Below are 16,597 nucleotides of genomic sequence, written 5' to 3' on the forward strand. Positions count from 1 at the left end.
ATTTTCAGATGCTTAATGTATAGTTCTTCCCGCTTTCAGCAGTGCTGATAGCATTAGTCGGGGCGTAGCGCAGCCTGGTAGCGCACTTGCATGGGGTGCAAGGGGTCGAGTGTTCGAATCACTCCGTCCCGACCAAATAGATCAACGACTTAGGCCGGTTGCGAAAGCACCGGCCTTTTTCGTTGCGGGACTTTTGCGGGACTTTTTCATCCTGCCTTCCTCCTCAGTATCGTCAGCGCCGGTCCCCTCGAATCGGTCGCCGATATCTTGTTGGCCTCATCGATCAGCTTGCCCAGTTCGGCCGCCGAGTAATGGCTGGTGATGCTCCCGTTCTTGTGACCCAACAGGACCTTCCTGTCTTCCTCCGTCACGCCGGCGGCGCGAAGCCTGCGACCGAACGTGTGCTTCAGGTCATGCACGCGGATCGACGCAAAACCCGCCGGTGCCGTTCGCTTGAAGCGCTGCTCGTACATCGCGGCCGCCCGTTTCCTTGCCTTGCGCCACGCCGAGTCGTTCATGCGCTGCATCGGAGTGGCGTTGCCATCCTTTTGGTTGCGCATGTTGGCTGGCCAGTACGGGGCCGCCGTAGCAATGTGCGTGATTAGCTCTGGATACAGCAGGCTGGTGCCACGGACTTCAGGGCGAAGACAGGACTATTGAAAATCCCGGCTGCGCACATCGAGCCCGGTGAGCAGGGGCGTGAGGTCGCTCAAGCGGCCGGCGATGAGATGTTGTACGCCGCTGGCTGACTCCAGATGGCCATCCACGCGAAGCAGTTGCGACTGGATCAAGGGCCGCCTCTGGCGCTCGGCCAGGTCGCGCCAGACCACCACGTTGACCATGCCGAACTCGTCCTCCAGGGTGACGAAGATGACACCGCTGGCGGTCTGTGGGCGTTGTCGGCCGATCACCAGGCCGGCAACGCTGACCGGGCGGCCATGCTCGATCGTGCCCAGTTCCCGTGAACTGCGGCAGCGCCGGGCCTTGAGCTCATCTCGTAGCAGGAGCAAAGGATGTGGCCCCAGCGTCGTGCCAAGGGTCGCGTAGTCGTTGAAAAGGTCTTCACCCACCGAAGGCAATGGCAGGTTGATGGAAGTTTCCTCCGGTGCGGGCAGGCTGGCGAACAGCGGTAGCTGTGGTTCGATTCCGGCGACGGCCCAGCGCGCTCGATGGCGATGGCCGGCCAGGCCGCGGAGGGCGCCGGCATCGGCGAGCTGCTCGCGCGTACGCGGTTCGAGCTCGGCGCGAAGGCACAGGTCATGGATATCTGTGAATGGCTGGCGTTGGCGTGCGGCTTCGATGCGCTGGGCATCGGCTTCCCGAAAGCCGCGCACCATCCGTAGCCCCAGGCGGATGGCCGGTTGCTCCTGGCGACTCGGCTCGAGGCTGCAATCCCAGCCGCTGTGGCGAGCGTCCACCGGGCGTATTTCCAGCCGGTGGCGACGGGCGTCCTGGAGAATCTGGTCAGGATTGTAGAAACCCATCGGCCAGCTGTTGATCAGGGCGCAGGCAAATGCAGCCGGTTCGTGGCGTTTCAGCCAGCAGCTGGCATAGGTGAGCTGGGCAAAACTCGCCGCGTGTGATTCGGGAAAACCGTAGCTGCCGAACCCTTTGATCTGCTCGAAGATCCGCGCAATGAAGTCGGGCTGGTAGCCTTTGGCGAGCATTCGCTCGGTCAGTCGCACGCGGTGAGGCTCCAGGCTGCCGTGACGCTTCCAGGCGGCCATGGCACGGCGCAGCTTGTCGGCCTCGTCTGGAGTGTATTCGGCCGCCACGATCGCCAGTTCCATCACCTGTTCCTGAAAAAGGGGCACGCCAAGGGTGCGCTCGAACACCGGTTTCAGTTCTTCGGACGGGTAATCCACCTCTTCTTCCTTATTACGTCGACGCAGGTAGGGATGCACCATGTCGCCCTGGATCGGTCCGGGGCGGACGATGGCGACCTGTATGACCAGGTCGTAGAAGGTCTTCGGGCGCAGGCGTGGCAGCATGGCCATCTGTGCGCGTGATTCGATCTGGAACACGCCGATCGTATCGGCCCGACTGATCATCTCGTAGGTGGGCTTGTCCTCCGCGGGCAGCGTGGCGAGGGTCCAGCGCGTGCCGCGATAGTGTTCGATCAGGTCGAAACAGCGACGTATCGCGCTGAGCATGCCCAGTGCCAGCACGTCGACCTTGAGCAGACCGACCGCATCGAGGTCGTCCTTGTCCCACTGGATCACCGTGCGGTCGGCCATGCTGGCATTCTCGATCGGCACCAGGGTGTCGAGCGGCTGTTCGGAGATCACGAAGCCGCCAGGGTGCTGGGACAGGTGACGGGGAAAGCCGATAAGCGCATTGGTCAGCACCAGGACGCGGCGCAGAACCGGATTGTCCGGATCGAAGCCGGCCTCGCGCAGTCGCAAGTCGTCGGGTATGTGCTCACTCCAGCGTCCACAGCAGCCGGCCAGGGCGTTGATCTGGTCCGGCGGCAGGCCCAGCGCCTTGGCGACATCCCGCAGGGCGCCGGTGGCGCGGTAGCTGCTGGCGACGGCGGTGAGGGCGGCGCGATTACGCCCGTAGCGTTGAAAGACGTACTGGATGACCTCCTCGCGGCGGTCGTGCTCGAAATCCACGTCGATATCGGGTGGCTCGTTGCGCTCGCGGGAGAGGAAACGCTCGAACAACAGTTTGCTGCGTACCGGGTCGAGTTCGGTGATGCCCAGTACGAAGCAGACGCTCGAATTGGCCGCCGAGCCGCGACCCTGGCAGAGAATGCCCCGCTCGCGGGCGAAGCGAACGATGTCATGCACGGTCAGGAAATAGCTTTCGTAATGCAGGTCGGCGATCAGCTCCAGTTCATGTTCGAGCTGCGCGCGGGCCTTTTCCGGGATGCCGTCCGGCCAGCGCCAGCGTGCGCCATCCTCGACCAGCTTGCGCAACCATGAGGTGGTGTCATGTCCAGGCGGGACCAGTTCGTGGGGGTAGTGATATTTCAGCTGGTCGAGCTGGAAATGGCAGCGCTGGCTGATGCGAAGGGTTTCGGCAAGCAGTTCGGCTGGATAGAGCTGGGTCAGCTCCTCGCGCGACCGCAGGTGGCGTTCGCCATTGGGAAAGAGGTGGCATCCGGCCTCGGCGACCGGCAGATGGTGGCGGATGGCGGTCATGCAGTCCTGCAATGCCCGTCGACCGCGGGCATGCATGTGCACGTCGCCACAGGCCACGGCGGGTATGCCCAGGCGTGAAGCCTGGGTCAGGGATTGCCGCAGCTGCAGCGCGTCGTCCGGTCCACGATGCAGTTCGATGCCGAGCCACAGCCGCTCGCGAAAACGCTCGAGCAGCCAACGACCTTCGGTGTCGGCGCCAGCGTGACCGGGCAGCCAGATCGCCAGCAGTCCATCTAGCGGCCACTCGCTCAGGTCTTCGCGCAGCGCCTGGTAGCGACCTTTTTCGGCCCGCCGGCGGGCACGGGTGATCAACTGGCAGAGGGCCTGGTATCCGGTCAGGTTTTCCACCAGCAAGACCAGTTTGGGCCCGCCCTCGATCTGCACCTCGCTGCCAATGATCAGCGGCAGACCGGTGTCCTTCGAGGCCTGCCAGGCGCGCACGATACCGGCCAGGCTGCATTCGTCGGTGATCGCCAGAGCGTCATAGCCCTGGCGCTTGGCGCGCTCGAAGAGTTCGCGCGCGCTGGATGCTCCCCGCTGGAAGCTGAAGTTGGACAGGCAGTGCAGCTCGGCATATTCGGCGTTCATGCGAACCAGCCGTGCAGCAGCAGCGGCCCTCCGGTAAGGGCGCGAAACGCCCAACCCTGTTGGCCGGAAGTGGTTTGCACCCGATAGTAGTCGCGTCGCGCGTCAGCACCATCCCACCAGCCGGACTCGATGCGCTCGGGACCAGCCAGGGTGAGCAGACCCTCTTCGCGCAAGGGCTGCGGGGTGTTCAGCAGCCAGCCGGGGCGCAAACCTACTTGGGGCAAGGGTTCGGTGTGGGCGAGGCTGCTTTCCCGCCAGGCGCATTCCGGGCGGTGGTCCGCTCGTGCGCTCAGCGAGACTACAGCGTCGTCACCCAGTCGGGCGCGGAGGCGTTCGCGCAGTTGCTCCCAGGGCACATTCTGCTGCGGGCGCTCGTCGAACAAGGCCTGATGAGCCGGCGTGAAGGCTGGCAGATCACGAGCCAGCAGACGCACGGCCAGGACGGGGGCAGGCAGTTGCAGATGCTCGAGGCGGCCACGGGTCAGTTCGAACAGCATGGCGGGCTCGCGTTCGGTACTGAGCAGGCCGACCGGCACCTCGCTGTCGGGCAGGGTGCGATGTTCCAGGTACAGACTGAAATGCTGGACGCCGCTGTCCCGCCCGGCGAGAAAGGCGGCCAGGTCGGCGGTCAGCCTGCGCAATGGAAACAGCAGGGCCTGGTGGGACTCCACCTCGAAATTCAGTTCGATGCGGGTGTCGAAGACATCCGGCGGGCGGTAGAACTCCAGAGGTAGCGGCCGATGCCCGAGCAGGGTGTCGAGCTGGGCCAGCACTTCGGCCGGAAAGCGTCTGGCCAGGCTGTCGCGCGGCAGGGCGAGCAGTTGATGAAGATGGCGCAGGCCCATGCGTACCAGTGATGTGCTGACTTCGCGGGGCAGGCCGAGGCGCTCGATCGGCAGTACCCCGAGCGCCTGATGCAGCGCGGCCGTATCGGTCACGGCCAGCCCGTCATGGGCATTGGCGAGGATGCGCGCGGCCGCCGGGTTGGGTGCCAGGGTGATGCGGTGGCGGAATCCCAGGGCCGTGAGTTCCTCGCGCAGACGCTTCTCGAATCGTGGCCAGGGGCCGAACAGGCCGAGGCTGGAATGCACCTCCAGCAGCAGACAGCGCGGGTAGTGCAAGCTGACCTGGGCGCTGTAGCCGTAACCCCAGGCCGCCAGAAACTGCTGCCAGCGTTCGATCATCAGCGGGTCGTAATCGGCAGTGGCGAAGTCGTGGGTCAATGCCTGGGCTGCGACCAGCGATTGCCCTGGCTTGAGGCCGAGCTTGCGGGCGGCGGTGTTGACAGCCTGCAGCACGCGGCGCTGTGGCGGGCCGGCGAGTAGAACCAGTGGTGCGGCGGCATCGTCGCGGTGGCGCAGGATGCCGTCCATGGCCAGTTGCGGCAGTAGAATGCAGGCCCAGAGCATCGTCGCACCTATTGCCAGGCGCTGGCTGGTAGCGCCCGGGCTGGAGCCAGGCCGCCGCGGCACTTGATGACCCGCAGTTGCACCGGCTGTGCTTCGAGGGTCAGGCGCAATGCCGCAGGCGACGGATTTTCCGCTTCGCGCAGCGGACGATAGGCAAAGGCCAGGGTCTGGCCGGTTTCGGCGGCTATCTGCAGACGTCGCAGGGCGCGGTCGTCGGCCTGTCGCGGCCAGCACAGCACGGCGGCGCAACTGCCGGAACGCAGGCACTGTTCGGCGCTCCACAAGGCATCGCGGTCCTTGGCCTGGACGATGACCAGATGGCGCAGATCCACTCCAGCCGCAAGCCAGGCCTGGGGGCAGGGACGATGGGGCGGGGCGACCAGCACGACACGTTCGCCTGCGCTGGTCAGCCTGGCGAGCGTCGGCCACAGCAGGCGTAGCTCGCCGATCCCCGGGGCTGCGAAAAGGATTTCGCTGAGTGCCGAATCCGGCCAGCCGCCAGCGGGCAAGAGCGCATCCAGCATGGCATGTCCGGTCGGTTGGGCCGCCGTAGGAGATGCAACGGCCTGGCCACGCCAGATGCGGCGAGCATCCAGCAGGCGGTCAAGGGCGACCACGGAAGACATGAGTACGGCATCCAGATAACTGTATATAGATACAGTATTAGGCGGCTCGTGCCTGGTCAAGTTGGCTCGGATGGACGCGCGTATCCGGTGGGTCTGCTGACAGGTCGAGCGGCGCTGCCTGGGGAAAACAGCCAGAACCAGGCATCAATAGCCGTCGCTTGTACTTGGAAAATCAGTGCATTAGCATTCGCGCCCGGGATGCGAGGCCTCACTGTTCCCGGCCATATCGAGATAGAAAGCCCGGTTCGGTCGCGAGCCGGGCTTTTTCTTTGCTGTGCGGGGCGCATCATGGGTCCTGCTTCGACGAAGCTGAACGAGGGAAATGCCATGCGCGAGCGCCTGCTGGCCGCGGAAAAGGTGAAATCGATCGAGTGGCATGGCGATCGCCTGAGCCTGCTCGATCAGCGCAAGCTGCCGACCGAAGAGGTCTGGCACAGCTGCGATTCTGCCGCTGCGGTCGCTGACGCCATTCGCAACATGGTCGTGCGCGGCGCGCCTGCCATCGGCATCAGTGCGGCCTATGCGCTTGTCCTGGCTGCCCGTACGCGCATGGCGGCCAGTGGTGATTGGCGGCAGGCGCTGGAGGAAGATGTCGCGCTCCTTGCCGCATCGCGTCCCACGGCGGTCAATCTGTTCTGGGCGCTGAAGCAGATGCGCGAACGCCTCGAACGCCTCAAGCCAGGCGAGGATCCTTGCGCGGCGCTGGAGGCCCAGGCCATCTCGATACATGAGAGCGATCGGGAGGCTAATCTGGCCATGGCGCAGTTCGGTGTCGACCTCATTCGTCGCCATCAGGGCAATCCGCAGAACCTGCTTACTCACTGCAACACCGGTGCCCTGGCGACCGGTGGTTTCGGTACCGCGCTCGGTGTCATCCGCGCGGCGCATCTCGATGGGTTGGTGGAGCGCGTCTACGTGGACGAAACCCGCCCCTGGCTGCAGGGTTCTCGCCTGACCGCCTGGGAGCTGCTGGGCGATGGCGTGCCGGCCACGCTGAACGTCGATTCGGCGGCCGCTCATCTGATGAAGTCGCGCGGTATTTCCTGGGTGATCGTCGGGGCGGATCGCATCGCCGCCAATGGCGATGTGGCGAACAAGATCGGTACCTACCAGCTCGCGGTTCTAGCGATGCACCACGGCGTGCGTTTCATGGTGGTGGCGCCGAGCTCATCTATCGACATGACGCTGGAAAGCGGCGATGAGATTCCCCTCGAAGAGCGTGCCGGCAGCGAGCTGCTCGAGGTCAATGGCCAGCGTTTCGCAGCTGATGTCGAGGCATTCAATCCAGTGTTCGATGTAACACCGGCTGATCTCATTGATGTCATCGTCACCGAGAAAGGGGTGGTCGAGCGCCCGACCGCGGCGAAGATGGCCGATTTGATGAGCCGCAAACGCTTGCATTGAACCTGAATCGATCGGCCCGCGAGCGGGCCATGCAGACAAGCCGCAGCCGTGCGCAAGGCTCAGCTTATAGCCGCCGTCTGTGTTACCATCCCGCGCTTATCGCAGGACCCTGCTGACTATAAGGAACCAGGCTTCCATGGGCGAACTGGCCAAAGAAATCCTCCCGGTCAATATCGAAGACGAGCTCAAGCAGTCCTACCTTGATTACGCCATGAGCGTGATCATCGGCCGTGCGCTGCCGGACGCGCGCGATGGCCTGAAACCGGTGCACCGTCGCGTGCTCTACGCCATGAGCGAGCTGGGCAACGACTGGAACAAGCCGTACAAGAAATCCGCCCGTGTGGTCGGTGACGTGATCGGTAAATACCACCCGCACGGCGACTCCGCGGTGTACGACACCATCGTGCGTATGGCGCAGCCGTTCTCGCTGCGCTACATGCTGGTCGACGGTCAGGGCAACTTCGGTTCGGTCGATGGCGACAGTGCTGCGGCAATGCGTTACACCGAAGTGCGCATGGCCAAGCTGGCGCACGAGCTGCTGGCCGACCTGGACAAGGAAACCGTCGACTGGGTGCCCAACTATGATGGCACCGAGCAGATTCCGGCAGTCATGCCGACCAAGATCCCCAACCTGCTGGTCAACGGTTCCAGCGGTATCGCGGTCGGCATGGCCACCAACATTCCGCCGCACAACCTGGGCGAAGTCATCGACGGCTGCCTAGCGCTGATCGACAACGCCGATATCACCATCGATGAGCTGATGCAGTTCATTCCCGGCCCCGATTTCCCCACCGCGGGCATCATCAACGGTCGCGCCGGCATCATCGAGGCCTATCGCACCGGTCGCGGCCGCATTTATATCCGTGCGCGGGCCGATATCGAGGACATCGACAAGGTCGGCGGCCGCCAGCAGATCGTCATCACCGAGCTGCCGTATCAGCTGAACAAGGCGCGGCTGATCGAGAAGATCGCCGAACTGGTGAAAGAGAAGAAGATCGAAGGCATCACCGAGCTGCGTGACGAGTCCGACAAGGACGGCATGCGTGTAGTCATCGAGCTGCGTCGTGGCGAGGTGCCGGAGGTGATCCTCAACAACCTCTATGCCCAGACCCAGCTGCAGAGCGTGTTCGGCATCAACGTGGTGGCGCTGGTCGATGGCCAGCCGCGCACGCTGAACCTCAAGGAACTGCTGGAAGCCTTCGTCCGTCACCGCCGCGAAGTCGTCACCCGGCGTACCGTGTACGAACTGCGCAAAGCGCGCGAGCGCGGGCACATCCTTGAAGGCCAGGCAGTTGCGCTGTCCAACATCGATCCGGTGATTGCCCTGATCAAGGCCTCGCCGACGCCGGCCGAAGCCAAGGATGCGCTGATCTCCACTGCCTGGGAGTCGAGCGCGGTCGAGGCGATGGTCGAGCGCGCCGGGGCAGACGCCTGCCGCCCGGAGAATCTGGACCCGCAGTATGGTCTGCGCGACGGCAAGTATTTCCTCTCGCCAGAGCAGGCCCAGGCGATCCTCGACCTGCGTCTGCACCGCCTGACCGGTCTCGAGCACGAGAAGCTGCTCGCCGAGTACCAGGAAATCCTCACCCAGATCGGTGAGCTGATCCGTATCCTGACCAATCCGGTGCGGCTGATGGAAGTCATCCGCGAGGAGCTCGAGGGCGTGAAGCGCGACTTCGGCGATGCGCGGCGCACCGAGATCCTCGAGTCCCGTCTGGATCTGACCCTGGCCGACCTGATCACCGAAGAAGAGCGCGTCGTCACCATCTCCCATGGTGGCTACGCCAAGTCCCAGCCGTTGGCCGCCTATCAGGCGCAGCGCCGCGGTGGCCGTGGCAAGGCCGCGACCGGGGTGAAAGAAGAGGACTACGTCGAGCATCTGCTGGTTGCCAACAGTCATACCACGCTGCTGCTGTTCTCCAGCAAGGGCAAGGTCTACTGGTTGAAGACCTACGAGATTCCCGAGGCCTCGCGCACCTCGCGTGGGCGTCCGCTGGTCAACCTGTTGCCGCTGGACGAGGGCGAGCGCATCACCGCCATGCTGCAGGTCGATCTCGAGGCCTTGCGCAAGCAGGCTGCCGAGAGTGACGAGGAACTGGACGACGCCGAAGGTCTGGTGATCGAGCATGACGACGTCGACGATGTCGAGGGCGACGACGACAGCGATGAGAAGGACGAACCCACCGGTGCCTACATCTTCATGGCGACGGCCAAGGGGACGGTCAAGAAGACACCGCTGGTGCAGTTCAGTCGGCCTCGTACTTCCGGTCTCATCGCACTGAAGCTGGAGGAGGGCGACACCCTGATCGCCGCTGCCGTGACCGATGGTGCCCAGGAAGTGATGATGTTCTCCGATGGAGGCAAGGTCATCCGCTTCAAGGAAAGCAAGGTTCGCATCATGGGCCGCAATGCCCGCGGTGTGCGTGGCATGCGTCTGCCGGAAGGGCAGCGGATCATCTCGATGCTGATTCCGGAGCCCGACGCGCAGATCCTCACCGCCTCGGTGCGCGGTTATGGCAAGCGCACGGCGATGGAAGAGTTCCCGCGCCGCGGTCGTGGTGGCCAGGGCGTCATCGCCATGGTGACCAACGAGCGCAACGGTCCGCTGGTCGGTGCCGTACAGGTGCTCGAGGGCGAGGAGATCATGCTGATCTCCGACCAGGGCACGCTCGTGCGGACCCGCGTCGACGAAGTCTCCTCGCTGGGTCGCAACACCCAGGGCGTCACGCTGATCAAGCTGAGCAAAGGCGAACACCTGGTCGGTCTGGAGCGGGTGCAGGAGCCGTCCGAGGAAGAGGTGCTGGAAGACATCGAGGCGCTGCTCGATGACGATGCCCTCGAGAAGGAAATGCCGGTCATCAGTACCGAGCCGAGCGAAGACGAATTGCTTGGCGGTGGCGGCGATGTGTCGCCGGACGTGGTGCCGACCGACGACGAAGACTGATTGGCGATAACGCCATCCGATAGAAAGCAGCACACCGGGCAGACGGTAGCGAGGCGGTCGGTAAAGAAACCGGCCGCCGAGCCCGGGATTCAATATCGAGCAAGAGCGAGAGAACAGCAGTGAGCAAACGCGCCTTTAACTTCTGTGCCGGTCCGGCTGCGCTTCCCGAAGCCGTCCTTCAGCGCGCCCAGGCGGAGCTTCTCGACTGGCATGGCAAGGGCCTGTCGGTCATGGAAATGAGCCATCGCAGCGACGATTACACTGCCATCGCCGAAAAGGCGGAGCAGGATCTGCGCGATCTGCTGGCGATTCCGTCGAACTACAAGGTGCTGTTCCTGCAGGGCGGGGCCAGCCAGCAGTTCGCCGAGATTCCGCTGAACCTGCTGCCCGAGGGTGGCGTGGCCGACTATGTCGATACCGGCATCTGGTCGCGCAAGGCGATCGAGGAGGCCCGTCGTTTCGGGCACGTGAACATCGCGGCGACTGCCAAGCCTTACGACTACTTCGCGATTCCCGGACAGAACGACTGGCAGCTGAGCGATGGCGCGGCCTATTTGCACTACGCCAGCAACGAGACCATCGGCGGCCTGCAGTTCGATTGGGTGCCGGAGCTGGGCGATACCCCACTGGTCGTTGACATGTCGTCGGACATCCTTTCGCGGCCGATCGACGTGTCGAAGTTCGGCCTGATCTATGCCGGGGCGCAGAAGAACATCGGCCCGTCCGGGCTGGTGGTGGTCATCGTCCGTGAGGACCTGCTCGGCCACGCACGTTCCGTCTGCCCGACCATGCTCGATTACAAGATCGCCGCCGACAATGGCTCGATGTACAACACCCCGGCGACCTTCTCCTGGTATCTCTCGGGGCTGGTTTTCGAGTGGCTGAAGGAGCAGGGCGGCGTCGAGGCGATGGAAAAGCGCAATCGCGCGAAGAAGGACATGCTCTACGGCGCAATCGATGCCAGCGATTTCTACACCAACCCGATCGCCGTCAACGCGCGCTCGTGGATGAACGTGCCGTTCCGCCTGGCCGATGAGCGCCTGGACAAGGCCTTCCTGGCTGGTGCCGACGCGCGTGGCCTGCTGAACCTGAAAGGTCATCGATCCGTGGGCGGCATGCGCGCCTCGATCTACAACGCTGTCGGCCTGGATGCGGTCGAGGCGCTGGTGGCCTACATGGCCGAGTTCGAGAAGGAGCACGGCTGATGAGCGACGCCGATCAGCTGAAGGCGCTGCGGGTTCGAATCGACAGTCTCGACGAGCGTATTCTCGAGCTGATCAGCGAGCGCGCCCGCTGTGCCCAGGAAGTGGCTCGGGTCAAGACCGCTGCGCTGGCCGAGGGCGAGTCGGCGGTGTTCTACCGCCCGGAACGCGAAGCCTGGGTGCTCAAACACATCATGGAACTCAATCGTGGGCCGCTCGACAATGAAGAGATGGCCCGCCTGTTCCGCGAGATCATGTCCTCCTGCCTGGCGCTCGAGCAGCCGCTGCGTGTGGCCTATCTGGGGCCGGAAGGGACGTTCTCTCAGGCCGCCGCGCTCAAGCATTTCGGCCATGCGGTGATCAGCACCCCGATGGCGGCGATCGATGAGGTGTTCCGCGAAGTGGTCGCCGGTGCGGTGAACTTCGGCGTGGTGCCGGTGGAGAACTCCACCGAAGGCGCGGTCAACCACACGCTGGACAGCTTCCTCGAGCACGACATCGTTATCTGTGGCGAGGTGGAGCTGCGCATCCACCATCATCTGCTGGTGGGCGAAACCACCAAGACCGATCGCATTACGCGCATCTATTCCCATGCCCAATCGCTGGCGCAGTGTCGCAAGTGGCTCGATGCGCATTATCCGAACGTCGAGCGGGTGGCGGTTTCCAGCAATGCGGATGCGGCCAAGCGGGTCAAGAGCGAGTGGAACTCGGCCGCCATTGCCGGCGACATGGCGGCCCAGCTGTACGGCCTGACCAAGCTGGCGGAGAAGATCGAAGACCGCCCGGACAACTCCACCCGCTTCCTCATCATCGGTAACCAGGAAGTGCCGCCGACCGGCGATGACAAGACGTCGATCATTGTCTCGATGCGCAACAAGCCGGGTGCGCTGCACGAGCTGCTGGTGCCGTTCCACACCAATGGCATCGACCTTACCCGGATCGAGACGCGGCCGTCGCGCAGCGGCAAGTGGACCTATGTGTTCTTCATCGACTTCCTCGGCCACCACCAGGATCCGCTGATCAAGGACGTGCTGGAGAAGATTGGCCAGGAAGCCGTGGCGCTGAAGGTGCTGGGTTCCTACCCCAAGGCAGTACTTTAATTGCGGCTCCGGGCTTCAGGAGCAGGTGGCAGGCGACAGGCTTGTGCCTGCCGCCTGAGCCTGCAGCCTGAGGCCTAACCAATGAGTTGTGATTTCCTTGCCCTGGCGCAGCCGGGCGTGCAGAAGCTGTCGCCTTACGTACCAGGCAAGCCGGTCGATGAGCTGGCGCGCGAGTTGAAGCTGGACCCCGCCGGAATCGTCAAGCTGGCCAGCAATGAGAACCCTCTGGGGCCCAGCCCGAAGGCGCTGGCAGCGATCCAGGCCGAGCTTTCCGAGTTGACCCGCTACCCCGACGGTAACGGCTTCGTGCTCAAGCAGCGCCTTGCCCAGCGTTATTCGGTGGGTGTCCACCAGGTCACGCTAGGCAATGGTTCCAACGACATCCTCGAGCTGGTCGCCCGTGCCTATCTGGCACCGGGGCTCAACGCCGTCTTCAGCGAACACGCCTTCGCCGTCTATCCGATCGCGACCCAGGCCGTCGGCGCCGAGGGGCGTGCTGTCGCGGCGAAGAACTGGGGGCACGATCTCGACGCGATGGCCGTTGCCATCGACGAGAACACCCGGGTCGTCTTTGTCGCCAACCCGAACAACCCCACCGGGACCTGGTTCGATGCCGCTGCGTTGGGTACTTTCCTCGCGCGCGTGCCAGCCCATGTACTGGTGGTGCTGGACGAGGCCTATATCGAGTACGCCGAAGGTCAGGAGCTGCCTGATGGGCTGGCCTACCTCGCCGACTATCCCAATCTGCTGGTTTCGCGCACCTTCTCCAAGGCCTATGGCCTGGCGGCCCTGCGCGTCGGCTACGCCATCAGCTCGCCGGTGATCGCCGACGTGTTGAACCGCGTTCGCCAGCCCTTCAATGTGAACAGCCTGGCGCTGGCCGCCGCCTGCGCGGCGCTGGATGACGTCGATTATCTGGCAGCCAGCCGCCGGGTGAACGACGCCGGGATGGCTCAGCTGGAGCGCGGCTTCCGCCAGTTGGGGTTGGAGTGGATTCCCTCGCGGGGCAATTTCATTGCGGTGGATTTTGCCCGCGATGCTGCACCGATCAATCAGGCACTCTTGCGCGAGGGTGTGATCGTGCGGCCGGTAGCCGGTTACGGAATGCCGACATTCCTGCGGGTTTCCATTGGTACCGAGCGTGAGAATGCACGCTTTCTGGACGTGCTGGCGCAGGTACTGCAGCAGTGAGCCCAGCCGCCGTGGAACAACGAGCCGCACCTGTCATCGATCGCCTGGTAGTGATCGGGCTCGGGTTGATTGGCGGTTCGTTTGCCAAGGGGCTGCGTGAGTCCGGCCTTAGCCGCGAGGTGGTCGGCTTCGATCTGGACGCCCGCTCGCGTGAACTGGCGGTCGAGCTGGGCGTGGTGGATCGCTGTGCCGACACGCTGGCCGAAGCCTGCCGTGACGCCGACGTTATTCAGCTCGCCACACCCATCCTCGCCCTGGAACGACTGCTCGGCGAGCTGGCGAAGCTCGACCTGGGCTCCGCCGTGATCACCGATGTCGGCAGCGCCAAGGGCAATGTGGTGCGCTGCGCGCGTAACGTGTTCGGCGAGATGCCGTCGCGTTTCGTTCCCGGCCATCCCATCGCCGGATCGGAGCTCAGTGGTGTCACGGCGGCCAAGAGCACGCTGTTCCGCCGCCACAAGGTCATACTGACGCCGCTGAAGAACACCGATCCGCAGGCGCTTGCGCTGGTGACCCGGCTTTGGGTAGCGCTCGGTGCCGATGTCGAGCACATGGACGTGGCGCACCACGACGAGGTGCTGGCCGCCACTAGTCACCTGCCGCACCTGTTGGCCTTCGGTCTGGTTGATTCGCTCGCCAAGCGCCATGAGAATCTCGAGATCTTCCGTTACGCGGCGGGTGGGTTTCGTGATTTCACCCGTATTGCCGGTAGCGACCCGGTGATGTGGCACGACATCTTCCTCGCCAATCGCGAGGCGGTGCTGCATACCCTGGATGATTTTCGTGCCGACCTCGACGCCCTGCGCGCCGCGGTCGATGAAGGAGACGGGCACAGGTTGTTGGGCGTGTTCACGCGCGCCCGGGCTGCCCGGGAACATTTCAGCAAAATACTGGCTCGCCGAGCCTATGTGGACGTTATGCATTCCAATGACCTCGTTTTCCTCGCCAACCCTGGCGGCAGCCTGACCGGCCATCTGCGTGTTCCAGGCGACAAATCCATTTCGCATCGTTCCATCATGCTGGGTTCCCTGGCGGAAGGGACCACTGAAGTTGAGGGTTTTCTCGAAGGTGAAGACGCCCTCGCCACGATTCAGGCGTTCCGTGACATGGGTGTGGTCATCGAAGGCCCGCAGCAGGGGCGGGTGACCGTCCATGGCGTTGGCCTGCACGGTCTGAAGCCGCCGCCTGGCCCGATCTATCTGGGTAACTCCGGCACCTCCATGCGCCTGTTGTCCGGCTTGCTTGCGGCGCAGCCGTTCGATACCACCCTTACCGGCGATGCCTCGCTGTCCAAGCGCCCGATGAATCGCGTCGCCAAGCCGCTGCGCGAGATGGGCGCGGTCATCGAGACGGCTGCCGAAGGTCGTCCGCCGCTGACCATTCGTGGCGGCCAGCGCCTGTCCGGTATGCACTACGACATGCCGATGGCCAGCGCACAGGTCAAATCCTGTCTGCTGCTGGCCGGCCTGTATGCCGCCGACCAGACCTCCGTCACCGAGCCTGCCCCGACTCGTGATCACACCGAGCGGATGCTGCGCGGTTTCGGCTACCCGGTAACGGTCGAAGGGCGCACCGCGATCGTCGAGCCGGGGCACAAGCTGCGTGGCACCCATATCGAGGTGCCGGCGGATATCTCCTCGGCGGCCTTCTTCATGGTCGCGGCTAGCATTGCACCGGGCTCGGAGATCGTGCTCGAGCATGTAGGGGTCAACCCGACCCGTACCGGTGTGATCGACATCCTCAAGCTGATGGGCGGCGATATCACTCTGGAGAACCTTCGCGAGGTGGGCGGCGAGCCTGTCGCCGATATCCGCGTGCGCGGTGCGCAGCTCAAGGGTATCGACATCCCCGAAGACCTGGTGCCGCTGGCCATCGACGAGTTTCCCGTGCTCTTCGTTGCCGCGGCATGCGCCCAGGGCCGCACCACCTTGCGCGGTGCTGAGGAGCTGCGCGTCAAGGAGTCGGATCGTATCCAGGTCATGGCCGACGGCCTGCAGACGCTGGGTATCAAGGCGGAACCGACACCTGATGGCATCGTTATCGAAGGTGGCATGATCGGTTCCGGTGAAGTCTGGGCGCACGGTGATCATCGTATCGCCATGTCGTTCAGCGTCGCTGCGCTGCGCGCCAGCGGCCCGGTCCGCATCCACGATTGCGCGAACGTGGCAACCTCGTTCCCCAATTTCCTGGATCTGGCTCAGCGGGCCGGGATGCAGGTTCAGGCGGAGGGCGCCTCATGATCAAGCCTGTACCAGTCATCACCATCGACGGGCCCAGCGGCTCGGGCAAGGGAACCGTCGCCGCGTTGCTCGCCGGCAAGCTCGGCTGGAATTTCCTCGATTCCGGCGCCCTGTACCGTTTGCTGGCCTTCGCTGCGCGCAATCATGGTGTCGACCTGACCAACGAGGAAGCCCTGAAGGTGCTTGCCGAGCATCTGGATGTGCAGTTCGGCGCTGCCCGCGATGGGCACGGCATGATGATCATCCTCGAGGGCGAGGAAGTCACCGAGGCCATTCGCAACGAGAGCGTCGGTGCAGGCGCTTCGCAGGTCGCGGCATTGCCGGTGGTTCGGACCGCGCTGTTGCAGCGACAGAAAGCCTTTCGCGAGGCACCCGGCCTGGTCGCTGACGGACGCGACATGGGAACCGTCGTGTTCCCCGATGCGCCACTGAAGATATTCCTTACCGCCAGCGCTGAAGAGCGTGCCCGCAGACGCTACTTGCAGTTGAAGGCGCGCGGTGATGATGTTAATCTCGCGAGTCTTCTTGAGGAGATCCGGGAGCGCGACGAGCGCGATACCCAGCGAGCGGTAGCGCCACTGAAGCCGGCAGACGATGCCATTCAGTTGGATTCCACTACACTCTCTATCGAAGAAGTGCTGCAAAGGATTCTGAGCGAAGTCGCCGATCGCGACTTGGCTGGATGATCGGAACGCCGAAAGGCGGCCAAACGGACTTCGATGTCAGCGCAGCCAGTAGGTTGCGCAC

10 protein-coding genes, 1 tRNA gene and 1 pseudogene are annotated in these 16,597 nt (G+C 64.0%); 8 read left to right on the plus strand and 4 right to left on the minus strand.

Translation table 11 applies throughout. From position 1 onward, the window contains the following. The first annotated feature begins 58 nt into the window (after positions 1-58). A tRNA-Pro gene (locus ACX1DW_RS04510) sits at positions 59-135 on the plus strand. 71 nt (positions 136-206) lie between these two features. Here the strand turns inward: ACX1DW_RS04510 and ACX1DW_RS04515 are convergent. The 4 genes and pseudogenes from ACX1DW_RS04515 to imuA form a co-directional block, all read right to left on the minus strand. After that, a pseudogene (locus ACX1DW_RS04515) lies at positions 207-542 on the minus strand (tyrosine-type recombinase/integrase); the annotation flags it as partial. A 111-nt stretch (positions 543-653) separates the two neighbouring features. Beyond that, a complete protein-coding gene (locus ACX1DW_RS04520) occupies positions 654-3,734 on the minus strand; it encodes an error-prone DNA polymerase (protein WP_458992867.1) in 3,081 nt (1,026 codons plus the stop codon). Beyond that, entirely contained in the window at positions 3,731-5,143 is a 1,413-nt protein-coding gene (locus ACX1DW_RS04525) for a Y-family DNA polymerase (RefSeq protein WP_458992868.1), read from the minus strand. The genes ACX1DW_RS04520 and ACX1DW_RS04525 overlap by 4 nt, the downstream gene beginning before the upstream one ends. Before the next feature lie 8 nt (positions 5,144-5,151). Beyond that, a complete protein-coding gene (imuA, locus tag ACX1DW_RS04530) occupies positions 5,152-5,769 on the minus strand; it encodes a translesion DNA synthesis-associated protein ImuA (protein WP_458992869.1) in 618 nt (205 codons plus the stop codon). A 327-nt stretch (positions 5,770-6,096) separates the two neighbouring features. Between imuA and mtnA the strand changes: the two genes are divergently transcribed. The 7 genes from mtnA to cmk all read left to right on the plus strand — a co-directional run bounded on the left by mtnA (position 6,097) and on the right by cmk (position 16,536). Next, on the plus strand, positions 6,097-7,173 hold the full coding sequence (mtnA, locus tag ACX1DW_RS04535) for an S-methyl-5-thioribose-1-phosphate isomerase (protein ID WP_458992870.1): 1,077 nt from the start codon (positions 6,097-6,099) through the stop codon (positions 7,171-7,173). Between the two features lie 136 nt (positions 7,174-7,309). Continuing rightward, positions 7,310-10,117: a DNA gyrase subunit A gene (gene gyrA, locus ACX1DW_RS04540; protein ID WP_125870444.1), complete on the plus strand. Its 2,808-nt coding sequence runs from the start codon at positions 7,310-7,312 to the stop codon at positions 10,115-10,117. Between the two features lie 119 nt (positions 10,118-10,236). Next, a complete protein-coding gene (gene serC / locus ACX1DW_RS04545; protein WP_084903527.1) occupies positions 10,237-11,322 on the plus strand; it encodes a 3-phosphoserine/phosphohydroxythreonine transaminase in 1,086 nt (361 codons plus the stop codon). After that, entirely contained in the window at positions 11,322-12,419 is a 1,098-nt protein-coding gene (pheA, locus tag ACX1DW_RS04550; protein WP_011913461.1) for a prephenate dehydratase, read from the plus strand. The genes serC and pheA overlap by 1 nt, the downstream gene beginning before the upstream one ends. An 81-nt stretch (positions 12,420-12,500) precedes the next feature. Continuing rightward, on the plus strand, positions 12,501-13,610 hold the full coding sequence (gene hisC, locus ACX1DW_RS04555; RefSeq protein ID WP_458992871.1) for a histidinol-phosphate transaminase: 1,110 nt from the start codon (positions 12,501-12,503) through the stop codon (positions 13,608-13,610). 11 nt (positions 13,611-13,621) lie between these two features. Further along, positions 13,622-15,850, plus strand: a complete 2,229-nt coding sequence (locus ACX1DW_RS04560; RefSeq protein WP_458993381.1) for a bifunctional prephenate dehydrogenase/3-phosphoshikimate 1-carboxyvinyltransferase — start codon at positions 13,622-13,624, stop codon at positions 15,848-15,850. Beyond that, on the plus strand, positions 15,847-16,536 hold the full coding sequence (cmk, locus tag ACX1DW_RS04565) for a (d)CMP kinase (RefSeq protein ID WP_458992872.1): 690 nt from the start codon (positions 15,847-15,849) through the stop codon (positions 16,534-16,536). The genes ACX1DW_RS04560 and cmk overlap by 4 nt, the downstream gene beginning before the upstream one ends. The last annotated feature ends 61 nt before the right edge of the window (positions 16,537-16,597 follow it).

Source organism: Stutzerimonas sp. KH-1, from assembly GCF_054483855.1.

What these genes read in the sequence shown, in the direction of transcription:
- imuA (WP_458992869.1), bottom strand. Translation starts at nt 5,769, where the DNA reads ATGTCTTCCGTGGTCGCCCTTGACCGCCTGCTGGATGCTCGCCGCATC.
- mtnA (WP_458992870.1), top strand. Translation starts at nt 6,097, where the DNA reads ATGCGCGAGCGCCTGCTGGCCGCGGAAAAGGTGAAATCGATCGAGTGG.
- ACX1DW_RS04525 (WP_458992868.1), bottom strand. Translation starts at nt 5,143, where the DNA reads ATGCTCTGGGCCTGCATTCTACTGCCGCAACTGGCCATGGACGGCATC.
- ACX1DW_RS04520 (WP_458992867.1), bottom strand. Translation starts at nt 3,734, where the DNA reads ATGAACGCCGAATATGCCGAGCTGCACTGCCTGTCCAACTTCAGCTTC.
- cmk (WP_458992872.1), top strand. Translation starts at nt 15,847, where the DNA reads ATGATCAAGCCTGTACCAGTCATCACCATCGACGGGCCCAGCGGCTCG.
- pheA (WP_011913461.1), top strand. Translation starts at nt 11,322, where the DNA reads ATGAGCGACGCCGATCAGCTGAAGGCGCTGCGGGTTCGAATCGACAGT.
- gyrA (WP_125870444.1), top strand. Translation starts at nt 7,310, where the DNA reads ATGGGCGAACTGGCCAAAGAAATCCTCCCGGTCAATATCGAAGACGAG.
- hisC (WP_458992871.1), top strand. Translation starts at nt 12,501, where the DNA reads ATGAGTTGTGATTTCCTTGCCCTGGCGCAGCCGGGCGTGCAGAAGCTG.